This is a genomic window from Tetragenococcus solitarius NBRC 100494 (assembly GCF_001544195.1).
Lineage (GTDB): Bacteria > Bacillota > Bacilli > Lactobacillales > Enterococcaceae > Tetragenococcus > Tetragenococcus solitarius.
In genome coordinates, this window is sequence record NZ_BCPY01000017.1 from 1 (window position 1) to 18,140 (window position 18,140).

The 18,140-nt window shown below is 37.1% G+C and carries 14 protein-coding genes; 2 read left to right on the plus strand and 12 right to left on the minus strand.

Translation table 11 applies throughout. From position 1 onward, the window contains the following. Positions 1 to 413 precede the first annotated feature (413 nt). The 11 genes from lysS to pth all read right to left on the minus strand — a co-directional run bounded on the left by lysS (position 414) and on the right by pth (position 14,441). Positions 414 to 1,907, minus strand: a complete 1,494-nt coding sequence (gene lysS / locus TS1_RS06365; protein ID WP_174519331.1) for a lysine--tRNA ligase — start codon at positions 1,905 to 1,907, stop codon at positions 414 to 416. 126 nt (positions 1,908 to 2,033) lie between these two features. Continuing rightward, positions 2,034 to 2,921, minus strand: coding sequence for an Hsp33 family molecular chaperone HslO (gene hslO, locus TS1_RS06370; RefSeq protein ID WP_068708962.1), 888 nt, complete (start codon positions 2,919 to 2,921; stop codon positions 2,034 to 2,036). 158 nt (positions 2,922 to 3,079) lie between these two features. Beyond that, positions 3,080 to 5,161 (minus strand): ATP-dependent zinc metalloprotease FtsH, encoded by a 2,082-nt coding sequence (ftsH, locus tag TS1_RS06375; protein WP_068708964.1) that lies wholly within the window; start codon positions 5,159 to 5,161, stop codon positions 3,080 to 3,082. A gap of 68 nt (positions 5,162 to 5,229) precedes the next feature. After that, positions 5,230 to 5,778 (minus strand): hypoxanthine phosphoribosyltransferase, encoded by a 549-nt coding sequence (hpt, locus tag TS1_RS06380; protein ID WP_068708966.1) that lies wholly within the window; start codon positions 5,776 to 5,778, stop codon positions 5,230 to 5,232. Further along, on the minus strand, positions 5,759 to 7,183 hold the full coding sequence (tilS, locus tag TS1_RS06385) for a tRNA lysidine(34) synthetase TilS (protein ID WP_068708968.1): 1,425 nt from the start codon (positions 7,181 to 7,183) through the stop codon (positions 5,759 to 5,761). Before tilS ends, hpt begins: the two co-directional genes overlap by 20 nt. Positions 7,184 to 7,280: 97 nt before the next feature. Continuing rightward, positions 7,281 to 7,724, minus strand: coding sequence for a S1 domain-containing RNA-binding protein (locus TS1_RS06390; RefSeq protein WP_068708970.1), 444 nt, complete (start codon positions 7,722 to 7,724; stop codon positions 7,281 to 7,283). 235 nt (positions 7,725 to 7,959) lie between these two features. Further along, positions 7,960 to 8,379, minus strand: coding sequence for an FtsB family cell division protein (locus TS1_RS06395; protein WP_068708973.1), 420 nt, complete (start codon positions 8,377 to 8,379; stop codon positions 7,960 to 7,962). Positions 8,380 to 8,452: 73 nt separating this feature from the next. Further along, on the minus strand, positions 8,453 to 8,710 hold the full coding sequence (locus TS1_RS06400; protein WP_068708975.1) for an RNA-binding S4 domain-containing protein: 258 nt from the start codon (positions 8,708 to 8,710) through the stop codon (positions 8,453 to 8,455). Then, on the minus strand, positions 8,697 to 10,298 hold the full coding sequence (locus TS1_RS06405) for a putative polysaccharide biosynthesis protein (protein ID WP_068708977.1): 1,602 nt from the start codon (positions 10,296 to 10,298) through the stop codon (positions 8,697 to 8,699). The genes TS1_RS06400 and TS1_RS06405 overlap by 14 nt, the downstream gene beginning before the upstream one ends. A 17-nt stretch (positions 10,299 to 10,315) precedes the next feature. After that, complete coding sequence (gene mfd / locus TS1_RS06410; protein WP_068708979.1) at positions 10,316 to 13,846, minus strand: transcription-repair coupling factor; 3,531 nt, start codon at positions 13,844 to 13,846, stop codon at positions 10,316 to 10,318. 34 nt (positions 13,847 to 13,880) lie between these two features. Next, a complete protein-coding gene (gene pth / locus TS1_RS06415; protein WP_068708980.1) occupies positions 13,881 to 14,441 on the minus strand; it encodes an aminoacyl-tRNA hydrolase in 561 nt (186 codons plus the stop codon). Between the two features lie 332 nt (positions 14,442 to 14,773). Between pth and TS1_RS06420 the strand changes: the two genes are divergently transcribed. Further along, the gene (locus TS1_RS06420) at positions 14,774 to 15,745 is read left to right on the plus strand and encodes an L-lactate dehydrogenase (protein WP_068708982.1); all 972 of its coding nucleotides are present in this window, start codon (positions 14,774 to 14,776) and stop codon (positions 15,743 to 15,745) included. A gap of 165 nt (positions 15,746 to 15,910) precedes the next feature. Continuing rightward, on the plus strand, positions 15,911 to 17,308 hold the full coding sequence (locus TS1_RS06425) for a L,D-transpeptidase family protein (protein ID WP_068708984.1): 1,398 nt from the start codon (positions 15,911 to 15,913) through the stop codon (positions 17,306 to 17,308). A gap of 50 nt (positions 17,309 to 17,358) precedes the next feature. On the opposite strand, the gene TS1_RS06430 is transcribed toward TS1_RS06425, so the two are convergent. Further along, on the minus strand, positions 17,359 to 18,081 hold the full coding sequence (locus TS1_RS06430; RefSeq protein WP_068708986.1) for a YebC/PmpR family DNA-binding transcriptional regulator: 723 nt from the start codon (positions 18,079 to 18,081) through the stop codon (positions 17,359 to 17,361). Between the last annotated feature and the right edge of the window lie 59 nt (positions 18,082 to 18,140).

Here is an 18,140-nt window from a genome sequence, read left to right on the forward strand (position 1 = left end):
TTTTTTTTATGAAACAAACAAAAACTTTTCTCATTTATGGCGACTTGATAATCTTACCAAAACCATAAACAGACGTCAATCATTTTTATTGAAAAAATAAAAAGTTTTTTACTGCCACAACCAAATAATAATATACCAATAAAATGCCCTTAGGTCAATCATTCTAAACACATATTTTACCAAAAAATAAATCCCGATCAATATAAAAATAACTTTTTATATCATTCGTTTTTAATCAAAGAAAGTTGCATATTTATAGCAATAAATATAAATTAATTACGTGAAAAACTAAAGCACCTATATTCCATAAAACTTTATCCTCATTTTCAATTAAAAAAGACAAATCGAATGACCCTTTCCTAACTCAAGGAAGTTACATTCAATTGTCTATATCCTGTTATAGGTATAAACGATTAACGCATCGTTGGAAAAAGTAGTACATCGCGAATTGACTGTGCATCTGTTAATAGCATAATTAACCGATCAATACCTATACCCAATCCACCTGTAGGGGGCATTCCATATTCCAACGCTTCTAAGAAGTCTTCATCTACGCCATGAGCTTCCTCGTTGCCAGCAACTCGTTCCTTTTCTTGTTCTTCAAAACGTTGCCGTTGATCAACAGGATCATTCAACTCAGTAAATGCATTAGCAAATTCATGGCCTACAATAAACAGCTCAAACCGATCGGTAAAGCGTGGATCATCCGGATTTTTCTTAGCTAATGGCGAAACTTCTACTGGATGCCCATACACAAAGGTTGGCTGTTGTAATTTATCCTCAACAAATGTTTCAAAGAACTCATTGATAATATGACCAACGCTCATTGCATCTGTAATAGCTACTTGATGTTTTTCAGCTAGTGTTCTGGCTTGTTCTAGTGATAGTTCTTGCCAAAAATCCACTCCGGTATACTCTTTAATTGCATCTACCATATGAAGACGTGCGAAATCTTTTCCTAAATCCACAGTCTGCCCATCATAGGTAATTTTATTTGTTCCCAAAACATTCTCAGTAACGTCTCGGATGATTCCTTCTGTCAGGTCCATAACATCACCGAAGTTGGCGTATGCAGTATAACATTCCAGCATAGTAAATTCAGGATTATGGGTTGTGTCAATTCCTTCATTACGGAAAACCCGGCCAATTTCATAAACTTTTTCCATTCCGCCTACAATCAAACGTTTCAAATGCAACTCTAAAGCAATACGCAGGTACAAGTCTATGTCTAAAGCATTATGGTGTGTAATAAATGGACGTGCTGCAGCACCACCTGCTTGATTGTGCAGCACTGGTGTTTCAACTTCTAAGTAACCAAGTTGGTCTAGATAACGTCTAATCTCACTAATAATTTGACTGCGTTTTTTAAAGCGTTCAAAGCTATCACGGTTACTGATTAAATCCAAAGATCGTTGACGATAACGCTGTTCAACGTTTGTTAACCCATGATATTTTTCTGGTAGAGGACGTAGTGCTTTTGACAAAAGCGTAACTTTTTCCGCTTTAATTGAAACCTCACCAGTATTAGTTTTCATTATTTTACCAGTAACTCCATAGAAGTCGCCCAAATCTGCTTTTTTGAAAATATCGTAATTTTCTTCACCAACTTCGTCTTTACGTACATAAATCTGAATTTGGCCTTCTCTATCTTGCAAATGTGCAAAGCCGACTTTTCCTTTTCCTCTTTTTGAGACCATCCGGCCAGCAACACTAGATGTAAGCCCCATCTCATTTAGTTCTTCTTTTGTCCGACCATCAAATACTTCATGTAACTCACTGGAATTATGTGTACGATCAAAACGTTGGCCGAATGGATCGATTCCTTTTTCTTGTAATGCTTCCATTTTTTGCCGGCGAACCAGCATTTGATCATTTAATTCTTCTTGATTTTCATGTTCTCCTGCCACAAGTTTTCCTCCATTCTCTGATAGGCTTCCTTTTTATAATGCCAATGTTACGAAAAAAAAGCAAGCCGAAAAAGGATTGCGGCTTGAATTTTTTCATAAAATTTTATTTATCTAAGTCTTTTTTGATTAATTGGTCTCTGTTGCTTCTTGCTTAAGTTCTGCTAGTTCTTTGTCAGTAAAATAGTATTTATTTCCGCAAAATGAGCAAACAGCTTCTGCTCCATGATCTTCATCAATAATATTCTGAATTTCTTGAGCGCCTAATGAGATTAAACCAGCAGCAAAACGTTCTTTAGAACAATCACATTTAAATTGCACAGGTATTTTGTCTAAAACAACCACAGATTCATCTGCAAAAATAAAATCTAAGATCTCTTCGGGAGTTTTCCCTTCGTCTAACATAGTAGAAATATTCGGTAAGTACTGTAAACGTTCTTCTAGAGCGGTCGCTACTTCTTCACTAGCCCCAGGCATCATCTGCAGCATAAATCCACCGGCTGTTTTAATCGAATCGTCAGTATCAACTAAAACACTAACACCAACAGAAGAAGGTACTTGCTCAGACACAGCAAGGTAATAAGTAAAGTCAGCCCCTAATTCGCCGGATACAATGGGCACCTGTCCAGAAAAAGGCTCTTTTAACCCAAGATCTTTAGTTACTGAAAGCATTCCCTTTGTCCCTACAGCTCCTCGAACATCAATCTTTCCTTGTTCATTTAAAGGTAAACTAACATAAGGGTTTTGGATGTAACCTTTCACTTCGCCGCGGCCATTACTAGTTACAATAATTGTACCACCAGGACCATCACCTTCAACACGGACGGTAATGGTATCCTCCCCTTTTACGGTGCTTCCCAGTAATAAACCACCGATTAAACTACGCCCTAAGGCAGCTGAAGCAGTATTCCATGTATCATGTCTTTTTTGAGCTTGGCTAACAGTATCCGTAGCATTGACTGCATAGACACGCACAAAACCGCCATAAGCCATCGCTTTTACTAAATAATCATTCATTATCTTATACTCCTTAAAAACATCCAAAATGGCAAAATATATTTCTTTTCCATGAATCTTACTAACAAACGCTATAAGTTTTAATTTTTCTGTTTGTACAAGGGAAAAGCTGTGACGTTTTCGTCACAGCTTTTACTACACACACCCGTTTGGCTCAGTTACTCATCTTTTGTGTCCGAGGAATTTTGATCTTCTGAATCTTCTTTAGAATTTTCCTTTGGTTCTATAGAATCATCTTCATTATCATTCGCCCGACTTTGTTCTTCTTTCTTTTCTAAGGCACGTTTGGCTTCTTCGTAAGATTGACCATTTTCACTTGGGTATTCATTTTCGTCATAAGATTTTGGCATCTCACCTGTTTCAAACAACGATTTAATTGCTTTAGCATCGAGTGTTTCATACTCCAATAATTTTTCAGCAATTAATTTGTGTTGTTCCCGATGTTCTTCGATGATTTCACGAGCCTTTTCATGCGCACTATTTACAAAATTACGCACTTCGTCGTCAATTTCAAAAGCAACTTGTTCAGAATAGCTTTTAGTTTGTCCATAATCACGACCTACAAATACTTGGTTATTTCCTTCATACTGTACGGGGCCGAGTTTTTCACTCATTCCGTATTGAGTAACCATACTACGGGCAATATTCGTTGCTTGTTCAAAGTCATTAGAAGCTCCTGTTGATTGAGAGCCAAAAACAATTTCTTCAGCAGCACGGCCACCTAGTAACCCAGCAATTTGTTCAGTTAAATCATCTTTAGTCATAAGATTTTGATCTTCTTTAGGCAAAGCAATCATGTAGCCACCTGCACGGCCACGTGGAATAATTGTTACTTTGTGAACTATGCGCGCCCGGCTCAATACTAATCCGACAATCGTATGACCTGCTTCGTGGAATGCCACCATTTCGCGTTCGTGCTTATTGATGACATTGTCTTTTTTCGCTGGTCCTGCAATTACACGATCTTCTGCTTCATCAATATCTGAAGCATCGATTTTCTTTTTCCCGCGTCTTGCTGCAACTAACGCTGCTTCGTTCAATACGTTTTCCAAATCCGCCCCAGCAAAACCTGGAGTCTGTTGAGCAACAACTTTTAGATCCACGTCTTTTGTTAACGGTTTGTTACGAGCATGTACACGCAAAATAGCTTCACGGCCTTTAACATCAGGACGACCAACTAAAATTTGGCGGTCAAAACGTCCAGGACGTAACAAAGCAGGATCCAACACGTCGGAACGGTTTGTTGCAGAAATGACAATAACCCCTTCATTTCCTTCAAAACCATCCATTTCAACTAACAATTGATTTAGTGTTTGTTCTCTTTCATCATGGCCGCCGCCCATGCCGGCTCCACGTTGACGTCCTACTGCATCAATTTCATCGATAAAGATAATTGCGGGTGCATTTTTCTTAGCTGTTTCAAATAAATCACGCACACGGCTAGCTCCGACACCTACAAACATTTCAACAAAGTCTGAACCTGAAATTGAATAAAAAGGAACTCCAGCCTCTCCAGCTACTGCTTTAGCCAAGAGGGTTTTCCCTGTTCCTGGAGGGCCTTCTAAAAGTACCCCTGCTGGAATCCGGGCACCTAGGTCAGAAAAACGTCTTGGATCTTTTAGGAATTCGACCACTTCAACTAATTCTTGCTTTTCTTCTTCAGCACCTGCTACATCGGAAAAACGGATTTTATTGGCAGTTTTATCGGCTTCTTTAGCTTTGGATTTACCAAAGTTCATCATACGGCCGCTACCGCCACCTCCGCCGCCTTGTTGTCCCATCATCAAATAAAATAACCCAAAAATAGCTATTATAGGTAAGAAACTAAATAGAAGTGACATCCAGACACCGCTGTTTGACTCTTCTTCCACAGATGTGGTTACATTATTTTCATTAGCTAATTCAGTTATTTCGCTTAATGTTGAATCATTAGGCAAGACTACCGTGGAAAATCGTTTCGTAGTAGATTCGGTTGAGCCTAAAACTGCTAGCCCATTATTATTATTTACTTTTTTTTCTTCTTCATATTCACCTGTAATTTGGTAAACGCCGTTTGTCGGCTGAACATTGAATGATTTGATATCTCCAGCTTCTAATTGTTCAGAAAAGGTAGAATACTGTATTTCTGGCGTATCATCATTACCATCGCCTAGAAAGAAATAAACAACCATTACCATGGCCAAAATGATCAGCACATAGTACAAGGTGTTCCTTGCTGTTCCTCTGTTATTTTTGTTCATGCGGCCCCTCCTTGCCAGTTTGTCTTATTTTGACCTTTTATATTGTATCATATCTTTCTTTGTTTTGGTCAAACTTTTGTTTCATATATACTTGGTTTTAGCACTCCTACATAAGGTAGATTGCGATATTGCTCTGCAAAATCTAAACCATAGCCAACCACAAATTCATTAGGAACGTCAAAACCAATATAGTCAGCTTCGATATCCACAACGCGTCCTTGAGGTTTATCTAAAAGCGTGACAATGGCAACAGAATTTGCTTGACGATATTTAAACAAATCTACCAAGTAATTAAGCGTTCGACCGCTGTCGATAATATCTTCTACGATTAACATGTCGCGTCCTTTTACGTTTGTATCTAGGTCTTTTACGATTTTTACCTCGCCTGATGAAACCGTAGCATTTCCATAACTTGATACATCCATAAAATCAAGTTCTATATATGTATCCATTTGACGCACAATGTCAGCCATAAATGGTACTGCACCTTTTAGCACGCCAACCACAAGCGGTTGTTTATTCTTGTACACAGCAGTAAGCTCTTTGCCTAGTTCTTCACAACGCTTGTGAATATCCTCTTGAGTAATCAAGATTTTCTCAATATCTTTTCCCAGCATTTGTTTCTCCTTCCAGCTTTGGCTTTCGATACTTATAAAGAAGTACGTAGTGTATTTTAGCAGTTTCTTTTGTAATACACAAATAAGAAAATACATAAGGTAATAAGCCTAAAACGTTATCTTTATGGTCGGTTATTACCCAAGTTTGGTTACGTAAAGTTTGAGGGATCTTTTTATCGATAAAAAAGCGCGAAATTTTTTTATTCAGTTGTTCACTCAGTTGAATACGATCGCCTGCACGCCACCTACGTAATTGAACCGTAGAAGGAAATTCTAACGTTAACTCTTGGCGATATTCTAACCAAAATTTGACTTTTTTGGGAATTTTTATTTTGTCTATAGGAAAAAAGCCTAGCCATTCATTCTCTGATAAAAATAAAGATTCTCCAACATGAAGAGTATAAGCTTCGTTCTTATCAGTGTTAGGAATATTCTGTCGTAAAAATAATTGCCCGTAGCTTTTTTGAAACTGCCAAGTTGACGTAATATCAACTTGCCAATGCGCTTTTTCTTTTTCTAAAAGTTTTGTAACTTGTTCTATTTGTTTAGCACTAAGTGTTAAATCATAATACTGACGTGCTTTTTTTGCAAGTTCTTGTAAATAAAAAAGTCGTTGCGCTTTAGACAAAGCTAAATAACCATAAACATCGATCTCAAAAACCTTGGGCTGTTCTATAGTAATTGTCCGGTACCATTTTTCTTGTTGTTGGGTAATAACCTCTTGGGCTGCACTTAATTGTTGGGACAACTGCTGAAAATGTTGTAATACTTGCTTATTTTCTTTTTTTAACAGCGGAACTATTCGATGTCGAATTCGATTTCTTTGTGCATCAAGCAAAACATTTGTCTGATCTTCAAAATAGTCTAGTTTTTCTTCTTGACTATAATGTAGGATATCTTCTTTTGAAAGCTCTAATAAAGGTCTAATCAAGGTATATTTTTTCTCAAACGGTTGACTAGCCAATATGCCCTTAGCCGAAAATAAATTACCATCACGTATCATTTTCATCATCATTGTTTCTATCTGATCATCACTATGATGTGCAGTGGCAAGCACTTGATAGTCATAAGTTCGCATCGTTTCTTCAAAAAAGCTATAGCGAAATACGCGTGCTTTTTCTTCTATACCTCTAGTAGGTGGGTATTTCCAACGAGTGACATAAAAAGGCAAGTTTCGTTTTTCACAGTAATTTCGCAAAAAAATTTCTTCCTGGTCAGAGGCTGCACGTAGCTTATGATTCACATGGACCACGCCTAAATCAAAACCTCTCTTTTTTTGTAATATTTCTAGAATATGTAACAACACCATCGAATCTACCCCTGTTGAAACAGCGACAAGAACTCGATCCTTATTAGCTAAGAGCTGCTTTTCCTTTATAAATGACTCCACTTGCGTCAAAAGCACGTTTTCACCTCGTTTTTGCCTGTCTAAACTTCCTTAAAAAGAAAACAGACAAAAAACACGCCTTTACTTTCAGCGAGTTTTTAGTCTGTTACGTTATTTAATTTCTGCGACCGCCACGGCCTCCGCGTTTTCCTTCTGTATTTCTTCGTAGTGAAGATAAGCGATCGTCACTTTCTTTTAAGAACGAATTCATTAATGCATCGAAGTCTTGCTTGTCACTTCCTGTGTTTTGTTTATGTGTTTGTGATTTTTTTTGAGTTGAACGATTCGAAGGCGCTTTTGGTTCACGCTTATTTTCTTTTGGTTTGTCTTCAGTTTTACGTATGGATAACCCGATTTTCCCGTCGTCTCCAACTGAGGTCACAAGCACGGTAACTTCGTCTCCCACAGAAAGCACATCATGAATATCTTTAACAAAGCCATTTGAAATTTCACTGATATGGACAAGTCCTGTTTTTTTATCTCCTAAATCAATAAATGCACCAAAATTTGTGATCCCCGACACTTTTCCTTTTAATTTTTCTCCAACTTCGATTGACATAAAAAAAATGTTCCTCCTAAAATTTACCATTTCTAAAATCTTTACAGCCTATCTCAAGCTAAGGAGATACGCAAGTTTTTCATTTTTACAAACCTATCTACTTGTCTGCTTCAAATTTACTGTTTTTATGCCTCAGGTAGGCAAACCCAAGTTCGCACTAAATTTATTTTAGCATATATCTTTTGTCATTAATACTTTTTTGTCTTCTACATCCTTTGAATAAGTTAGCAACATGTTAGTCAGACTGATTAGTTGTTTTCTCATTTTCACTGATACCGTCGGTTTCATTTTCCGGCAATGGAAAAACGATCTCGTCATCATCAGAATAGAGAAAACGGCTTCTAGCCATTTTAGCAACATAATCTTTATCTTTTAACAAAGAAACGTCTTTTTGCAAACCCTCAGTCTGTTTAGAGACATCTTTTTGCTCAGCTACTGTTTCTTCTTTGAAAGTTTCTAATTTTTGTAACCGCAAATAATCATTAAACAAAGAGATGCCGACACTTAAGAAAATAATGGCAGCGACGACAAAAATCGCCAACAAGCGTCGTCTTCTAAAAATAATTTGACGTTGTTCTTTTGCATATTTTGCATATTGTTTTTTGGCATATTCATTGTCTAGGACTTTTACATTTGTTTTTTCTTTATTGTCCACACAAACCGCTCCAGTCTTCCTTAGTTGACCTTTATTATACCAACATCCATTATGCTTGTCTAACGTAAATTAGTTAAATTTTTCTTTCGTCAGAAACAATCTCATACATTTTCTGAGCATCTTCTTTTTTAGTCGATTCATGCAGTTCATTTACTTTAATTTCAACCGTGCGATTCCCGAACTGGATTTTTACAATATCCCCGATTTGGACGGTACTGCTTGATTTTGCTAAGTTTCCATTGATTTGAATGCGCCCTTTATCAGCTACCTCTTTAGCCACTGATCGGCGTTTGATTAACCTTGAAATTTTTAAAAATTTATCTATTCTCATTCGATTTTCCTCCGATATGTAATATCTTTTTTCCCATAGGCAACAACAACCATTCACGAATAGTAAACAAACGAAAAATTAACGCTGCTTTTACAAATACACTTGCTCCTAACAAAACGCCGACTAAGCTTAAAATAAAAGCAAGCTTACGCGATTCTACCTCACCAAAAATGAAAGTAAAACTACTAAAAAGCACTAATAAAACAACTATCATCATAAAAAGAACACCCAAAAGCTTCCAGCCGAAGTGTCTTTGGTTCCAAAAACAATTGATAGAGGCACCCTCTGTTTTGACCAAAAATAATAAAATCACAATCAGTCCTAAAAGAGTGGATAAACTAGCACCAAAGGTACCTAAATAAAATGTCATAACTCCCGTAACTAAAAACTTTACCCCAAGGCCTATCCCCGCTGCCTTCAATGCCGGTAAAAAGACACCTTGGCTTTGACGAATACTTTGATATGCTTGAATTTCTGCCATAAACCCTACAGCAAAGACAAAAGCTGTTAAAGTGGCGTTTCCTGAAGCATCTTTAAACAAAGCAAAATTTAAATATGGCATTAACACCGCTAATCCACAAGAAGCAGCTGCAGCAATAGCTGTAGTAAATCGCAAATACATTCTTGCTGAAGTGATAAACTTCTTTTGTTTTTTTTGCACAACTAGTTTCGTTAAAGTTGGTAAAAAAGTAGCACTTAAGGCAGTGGCGACCACCAACCCTAATTGAACAAGCGGTTGTCCGCGATCATAGATACCTTTAGCAACTTTAGCGCTTTGCTCCATTAAACCGCTATGGGTTAATGAATTCACAACCAAAAAAGAGTCGATAAGTTGGAATAAAATCAGCATACCGCTATAAATGCAAACCAAACCGCCTTCTACAAAAAAACGTTTCATCAGCCAACGCTCTTTAGGAAAATGAGGAAGTAATAAACCAGCACGTAAATCAATGCCATAAATTTTACGGTCATAATACAATAAGACAAACAAAGCTGCCAAGCCGCCAATGACCGCTCCCGACATAGCAAATGCACCAGTTTGATAAATCGTCAAAGACAGATAGACAAATCCGCCCGCTGATAGCAAAATAATACCTACCCTTAACAATTGTTCTACCACTTGAGACACTGCTGTTGGAATCATCAACAAATCACCTTGAAACAACCCACGGTATAAAGATAAAACAGGCATAAGTAAAAAAGTAAAAGAGGCGACTCGCACCACCATTGTCAGTGATATATCTCCCATTAAACCAGCTAAAACTCGGCTGAAAAAGAAGGTAACACCCCATAGCAAAAGCGCGCTCCAGCACAAGAGTGAATAGCTAGCGTTTAAAATTTGCTGTTTCTTTTGAAGATCTACTTGCTCAGCCGCTAATTTTGATAAAAATTGAGGCAAGCCCGTGAGTGCAAATGTCATAGCAATACCGTAGATGGGATAAACTTGCTGATACACATAAAATCCCTCATCTCCCACAATGTTTTGAAAAGGAACTCGGTAAATTGCACTCAATAATTTTGCAACAAAAGAAGCAATCGTTAACACCACGGCCCCTTGCATGGTTGTTTTCATCTGATTATAAGCCACAGGCTACCTCCTCTTGCTTATTGTTGGGTTTGTAACTGACTTTGATATCTTTCTTCTCGTAAAGATTTTACAAATGATTGCAGCTCTTGTAGCCAAACCATTTCTTGCATTCCTTTAGGGATGGATAGTTTAATCTGCATTTTTTCTTTTTCTACCCCCATAGTCGCTTTTAGCTTAGTAGCAGAAAGTGCTGAAAATAGTTGTTCTACAGAAAATTTATTCGTTCCAACTTTACTTAAAGAAACAACTAACGTCTGATCCTCTTTATTGATTTTTTCAATTAAAGCACGGTCGGCATTCATCTTCATTTCACCCACCGATAACAAATGAGCAACCTCATCAGGAAATTCACCAAAACGATCTAATAGATCATCTTGTAATTCATCGAGGCTATCTGTGCTATCCAATTCACGTACGCGCTTATAAATTTCGATTTTTTGTCTTTCATCGGCAATATAATCGGCTGGAATATAAGCATCGATAGACAACTCGATTTCCGCAGATGTTTTTTGCATTTGGGTATTTTTCCCTTGTTTTCGGCTCACAGCTTCTTCTAACATTTGCGTATACATATCAAACCCAACCGAGTTAATAAAACCATGTTGTTGAGCGCCTAATAAATTCCCTGCGCCGCGGATGGACAAATCACGCATAGCAATTTTAAAGCCTGAACCAAGCTCCGTAAAATCTTTAATCGCTTGTAGTCTTTTTTCACTAACTTCATTGAGTATTTTTTGTGGTTCGTACATGAAATAAGCAAAAGCAACCCGATTTGTACGACCTACACGTCCTCTTAACTGATAAAGCGTCGAAAGTCCCATATAATCGGCATTTTCAACAAATAAGGTATTGGCATTAGGGATGTCTACTCCTGTTTCAATAATGGTTGTAGTGATTAACACATCATATTGTCCGTTGATAAAATCAAACAGCGTATTTTCCAGTTGAATTTCTGTCATCTGACCATGAGCATAGCCTATTCTGGCTTCTGGCACAAGATCTTGAATTTCATTTACTTTTTTTTCAATACTTTCTACCCGATTATATAAATAAAAAACCTGACCTCCGCGAGTAATTTCTCGTTGAATTGCTTCTCTTATCGCACCCGGATTTGCTTCCATTACATAAGTTTGAATCGGGTAACGATTTTCCGGAGGTGTTTCGATAACTGAAAGATCGCGAACACCTAACATGGACATATGTAATGTCCTAGGAATAGGCGTTGCTGTAAGGGTCAATACATCCACTTGCGCTCTTAATTGTTTTAGACGTTCTTTATGTTTTACACCAAAACGTTGTTCTTCATCAATGACCAATAGCCCCAAGTCGCTAAAACGAACATCTTTAGATAAAAGGCGATGTGTGCCTACAACAATATCAATCTGCCCGGTGTTTAACTGTTCAATCGTTTCCTCTTGTTGTTTTTTTGTACGGAAACGACTTAGCATACCAACATTTACTGGAAAACCTGCGAAACGGTCAATCATCGTCTCGTAATGTTGTTGTGCTAAAATCGTCGTAGGAACCAAAATGGCCACTTGTTTGCTTTCTTTAATGGCTTTAAACGCGGCACGTAAAGCGACTTCTGTCTTACCAAAGCCAACATCTCCTACCAACAAACGATCCATTGGTTTTTCTTTTTCCATGTCACGTTTAATTTCCTCAGCACTACGCAATTGATCGTCCGTTTCTGTGTAAGCAAATGCATCTTCAAACTCTTTTTGATAAGCATCATCTGGCGCAAAAGCATGTCCTTTTTCAGCTTCTCTTTGCGCATATAGCTGAATAAGATCGTCTGCGATATCTTCAATTTGAAGAGAAACTTTTTGTTTCGTTTTAGTCCAAGCAGTCCCCCCTAATTTATTGATCTTAGGTGTTTTATTTTCTGAAGCAACGTATTTTTGAATTAAATTTAGCTGTGTTACCGGGATAAATAGCTTATCATCATTTTGGTACAAAATCGTCATGTAATCTTGGTGTACACCATCGGTTTCTAATGTTTCAATTCCTAAATACTTTCCAATTCCGTGATTGGCATGAACAACGTAATCCCCAGGGTTTAGCTCATTATAACTTTTTAATCGTTCAGCGTTAGACAAAGTTTGTTTCTTAGCTCGTTTTTTCTTTACTTTTTGGAAAATTTCTTTTTCCGTAATCACTACAAGCTGATCTTGTGGGAGTTCAAAACCGTTTTGTAAGCTTGCCTGTATAATTTGTGAGCGCTGTGTAAATAACTGATCTGGCTGTGTTTCTACTGCGTAAATTTCATAATCACGAAAGTCTTGTGCTAGTTTTTGTGCACGCTGTTCATCACTAACTAGAAATACTACCGTTTGCCCTTGCTTTTCCCAACGATCCATTTCCACTTTTAACAATCCCATTTGACCGAAAAACTGCTGCATTGGTCGATATTGAAAATTATGGATCGCTTCAAAACGAAGATTTCCCATTCCTTTTTGAAATAAAGAAAAAAACGTCATAGCAAATGTTGACTGCTGAAAAATAGGGTGAAGATCTTGTCCAAATGTTTGCTCAGGGAACACACGTAGTTCTTCGATTTTTTGTGTTTGCCATTCGGCTTCTTCTTGTTCAATCTGTCGGTTTGTTTCTAAAATACGTGCATAATCATCCACAAAAAATAAGGCGTTGTTTTGAAAATAAGATAATATACTAGTCTTTTCCGGATATAACATATCAGTATACATTCCAGCAGTATCTCCCGGAACGCCTTGTTTCCAAGAAGCAATCAGTTGTCCAAAGTAGTCATTCAAAAAATCTTTATCTGTTTGTTCTGTGGTAATGGATAAACGCTTATCCAACAACTCTTGCAGCTGCATACTTCCGTTTTCTAAATCTTTTTTAGAAAAAATAAGATCCGTCGTAGGTAAGATAGTAACTTCTTCCAAATTTTCGATGGAACGCTGAGTTGCCGCATCAAAATAACGAATTGAATCAATTTCAACATCAAATAATTCGATTCTTACTGGATATGTAGTCGTCAAAGGATAAATATCTAAAATACTTCCTCGGATACTAAACTCTCCAGGTTTTGCGATCATTGATTCACGTTGATATCCCATGAGTACAAGCTGCTGAGCCAGTTGTTGCCAATCAACTTCTGTTCCAATTTGCCAATAAAACCTTTTGCTTTTCCATAGCTCAAAAGTGGGCAAGTATTTCCGTAAAGCAGCTGCAGGTAAAATATAAACGCCTGGCTTGTTAGCCGCAAGTGCATCTAACGCAACAACACGTTGCGCTCTTGCTTCAGGTGATGAAAATGCCATTTCAGCTGAAAGAACTTCATCAACGGGGAAAATATACACGTCATCTATTATTTGCGACAAATCTTCTGCCATCTGATTGGCATAATATAGATTAGGTGAAGCGACGATGATTTGTTGATGAAATCTTTGGTAAGCACTAGCAATCGCTAACGTTTTTGCTGAACTCGCAAGACCTGTAATCAACTGACGCTGATACCGCTCTTCGATTGATTGATGCCATTGTTTAACTAATGACACTTTGGACATTAATTCAATTAAATCCATAAGTTTTTTGCTCCTTTTTACTTTTAATACTCATTTAATTGAAGCGATTCATCGTCTGAACAAAATTATTTGTTTCAATAAAATAATCAATTGCTTCTCTTGCTCTTTTAAGACTATCAGCCATAATAGCTTGGTCTTGCTTATTAAACGGCTGTAAAACATGCTGAACAACTGTAGTGTGTTCTTGCGGGTGACCGATTCCTATTTTTAAACGGGCAAACTCATTAGACCTTAAATGAGAAATAATACTTTTGAGCCCATTATGTCCACCAGCGCTGCCTTTCTGTCGCAAACGGATTTTTCCTGTAACTAAGTCTAAATCGTCGCAAACAACAAGTAATTCTTCTTTATAAATACCAAAATAAGTCATTAACGGTCCCACTGCGCGACCTGAATCATTCATATAAGTCTGTGGCTTAACAAGTAGTACTTTTTCGCCATTAACAAAAAAGTCAGCCACTTCAGCTTCAAACGGATTTTTCTTAAAGACAGTTCCATGTTCTTTAGCTAATTTTTCTACTGTCATAAATCCAACATTATGTTTTGTTTTTTCATATTTTTTTCCTGGATTTCCCAAGCCTACAATCATTTTCATTGATGAAACTCCATTACTAAAAGATTTTTTAAGACAACAAAATGCTGGACAAATATTTCATTGTCCAGTTTCCGAGTTATTAATTGAATTATAACATAAACGAAAACATCTCGCTCAAAATCAACCTTTTTTGTTTTCTTTTTAAAAAAGATATAACATAATGAAATTGTCAGGATTGTCACCTGACCAATGAAAGCGAATACCGAAATTAGTACAGATAAAAGAAACTGTTATATTGTTGAAAAAATCACATGACAAAATTCATATAAAATGTTAGCATGGACGTGTAGTAAAAATTTGTACAACAAAATTGTGGAAGGAATGATACACCTATGAATGCACAAATAAGTAAAAAAGATCATCAAAAAGTTATCCTTGTTGGAGATGGTGCTGTAGGTTCAAGCTATGCATTTGCCCTAGTTACCCAAAATATCGCCCAAGAAGTTGGCATTGTTGATATTGACAAGAACCGTACTGAAGGAGATGCAATTGATCTTTCAGACGCTTTAGCCTTTAACTCACCTAAAAAAATCTATTCAGCTTCCTATGAAGATGCCCATGACGCTGACTTAGTTGTCATCACAGCTGGTGCACCGCAAAAACAAGGAGAAACACGTCTAGATTTAGTCAATAAAAACTTGAAAATTAATCATGATGTGGTCACCCAAATCGTAGACTCTGGCTTTAATGGAATCTTTTTAGTCGCCGCCAATCCGGTAGACATTTTAACCTATGCCACTTGGAAATTTTCCGGCTTCCCTAAAGAAAAAGTATTTGGTACGGGAACTTCTCTTGATTCTGCTCGTTTCCGTCAAGCTTTAGCTCAATTAATCGGTGTGGATGCTAGAAACGTTCATGCTTATATTTTAGGTGAACATGGCGACTCCGAATTTCCTGTATGGTCCCATGCAAATGTTGCAGGCTTACAAATTTACGAATGGATAAAAAATAACCCCGAAGTTGATGAAGAAGCGATGGTAAACTTATTCTTTAGCGTACGCGATGCAGCTTATACAATTATTGAGAAAAAAGGAGCAACATTTTATGGTGTTGCTGCAGCCCTAGCACGTATCACACGAGCAATCTTATATAATGAAAATGCTGTTTTACCACTATCTGTACAAATGAACGGCGAATACGGTTTAGAAGGAATCTACATTGGTTCTCCTGCTGTCGTCAATTCAGAAGGTGTGAAACAAGTAATCGAAGTTCCTTTAACTGATGGGGAAAAAGACCGTATGAAAGCTTCTGCTAAACAGCTAAAAAGTATTTTAGACAAAGCTTTTGAACAATTCGAAAATTAATTGCTTCCATTACTTCAATTTTTATTGAGAGCGGCTTAATAACAAGTCGCTCTTTTTTTAAGTATTAAAATATCATTAGGTTTGAAAACATTTGGTTCGTTTTTTTTAATAAATATGCTATGGTAAGTAAAAGAATTTATTTAGTTTAAGGAGCTGACAAGTTGCATGTCCCGTTTAGACAAACGTTCAAAAATGAGTAAGACGACACGCAATATTCTTATTGGCCTAGCCATACTGCTTATTGTAGCACTTGGGGGTTATGCTTTTCGTAGTACACACTATGCAGATCATTTTTTACCAGATACTTTTATTAACGATACAAAAGTAAGTGGTTTAACAGCCCAGCAAGCCAATGATTTATTGCATGAACGCTATGACGCAGAAGAATTTACTATTAAACAAGATGGCAAAGAGTGGAAAACAATTAAAAAAGCCGACTTTGGGTTAGAAACGGATTTTTCAGATGAGTTAGAAAATATGATCGACCAACAAAATAGTTGGCGCTGGGGAGTTGCTTCTTTATTTCCTGCCAACCAAAAGCTGGATCTCAACACAGCAGCCTTTGACAAGCAAACGCTTAACCAACAAACCAAAGCGCTTGATGAAGAGCTACTATCATTAAATGACGATAAAAGCAAAACTGAGAATGCTAAAATTGAACAAGACGAAAATGAATTTATCATCAAACCTGAACAACAAGGAGACGAGCTTGATACTAAACAAGCTACGAAAGATTTAAAACAGAGCTTAATCGATGGCAAAAATGAATTTGACTTGGATAGTTATAAAAAGGAGCCGGCGATTACAGCTGATGATAAAGATTTAAATAAAGAACTTGATCAATTAAATAGTGTAGCTAAAACAAAGGGAACCTATCAAATCAACGGAGAAAATGTGGAGATTCCGCAAGAAAAAATTATGGACTGGGTTGTTTATAAAAATGACAAAGTCACTTTAGATAAAGACCAGATCAAACAATATGTCAAAGAGCTGGGTGATAAATATAACACTAGCAAAAATAATACGACATTTGATAGCACAAAACAAAAAGAAGTATCCGTTGAACCAGGAACTTTTAGTTGGACAATCGCTACTGACCAGGAAACAGAAGAGTTAAGCAAAAATATCTTAGCAGGTGAAGACTTCAAGCGAGCACCTATTGTTCAAGGTAGCGCTGACCCAAGTGAGCCGTTAATTGATGATACTTACGTAGAAGTTGATTTAAAAAATCAACACATGTGGTATTACAAAAATGGCGACGTCTTTTTAGATACTGACATTGTTTCAGGTAAGCCAAAAACTAAAACACCGACTGGCGTATTTTATGTTTGGAATAAGGAAAGAGATGCTACTTTAACAGGTGAAGATTATGAATCTCCTGTTGATTACTGGTTACCGATTGACTGGACAGGTGTGGGCATACATGATGCAGACTGGCAGCCAACTTTTGGCGGTGATCGTTGGAAAGTCGGCGGTTCTCATGGCTGTGTTAATACTCCGCCTGATGTCATGAAAAAACTGTTTAACGATATTGAAGTGGGCACACCTGTGGTAGTTATTTAACTTTTAATAAAAAAATTAGTATAAAAAAAGCGAGATTTCTCTCGCTTTTTTTATGCCTCAATTGAAGTATATACTTCAGAAACATCGTCGTCTTCTTCCAATTTATCTAACAGACGATCAAATTGTTCTTTTTTCTTACCTTCTAATGAAACTGTTGTTTGAGGTACCATCGTTAATTCAGCTTGCGCCAAAGTAAATTCCTTTTCCAAAAAATCACGTGCTTCAGTAAAATCTTCCGGTGCCGTATATATTTCAAATACCTCAGGAGAGGTTAGTAGGTCTTCTCCACCGGCTTCTAAGACTTTTTCCAACATTTCATCTTCACTTAAATTTAGATTTTCTCGCTCAATAGCAATATAGCCTTTGCGATCAAACATATAACTCACTGATCCATTTTCACCTAAACTACCGCCGTTACGGTCAAAGGCGACACGCACGTCAGTCGCTGTACGGTTACGGTTATCGGTTAAAGCTTCGACCAAAACCGCTACTCCGCCAGGACCATATCCTTCATAAGTGACTTCTTCATAATTGGCACCATCTGCATTACTGGTGGCCTTTTTAATTGCACGTTCTACATTATCGTTAGGCATATTAGCAGATTTCGCTTTATCCATTACTAAACGTAAAGCAGAATTCGTATCTGGATCAGGGCCGCCATTTTTAGCCGCCATATATATTTCACGAGATATTTTTTGAAAGATCTTCCCTTTTTTAGCATCCTGCGCATTTTTTCTTCCTTGAATGTTATTCCATTTACTATGTCCTGACAAAAAATCTCCTCCTTAAAAAATTAGCCGCAAGTATACAAGCTAACCTTTGTATCCTTACT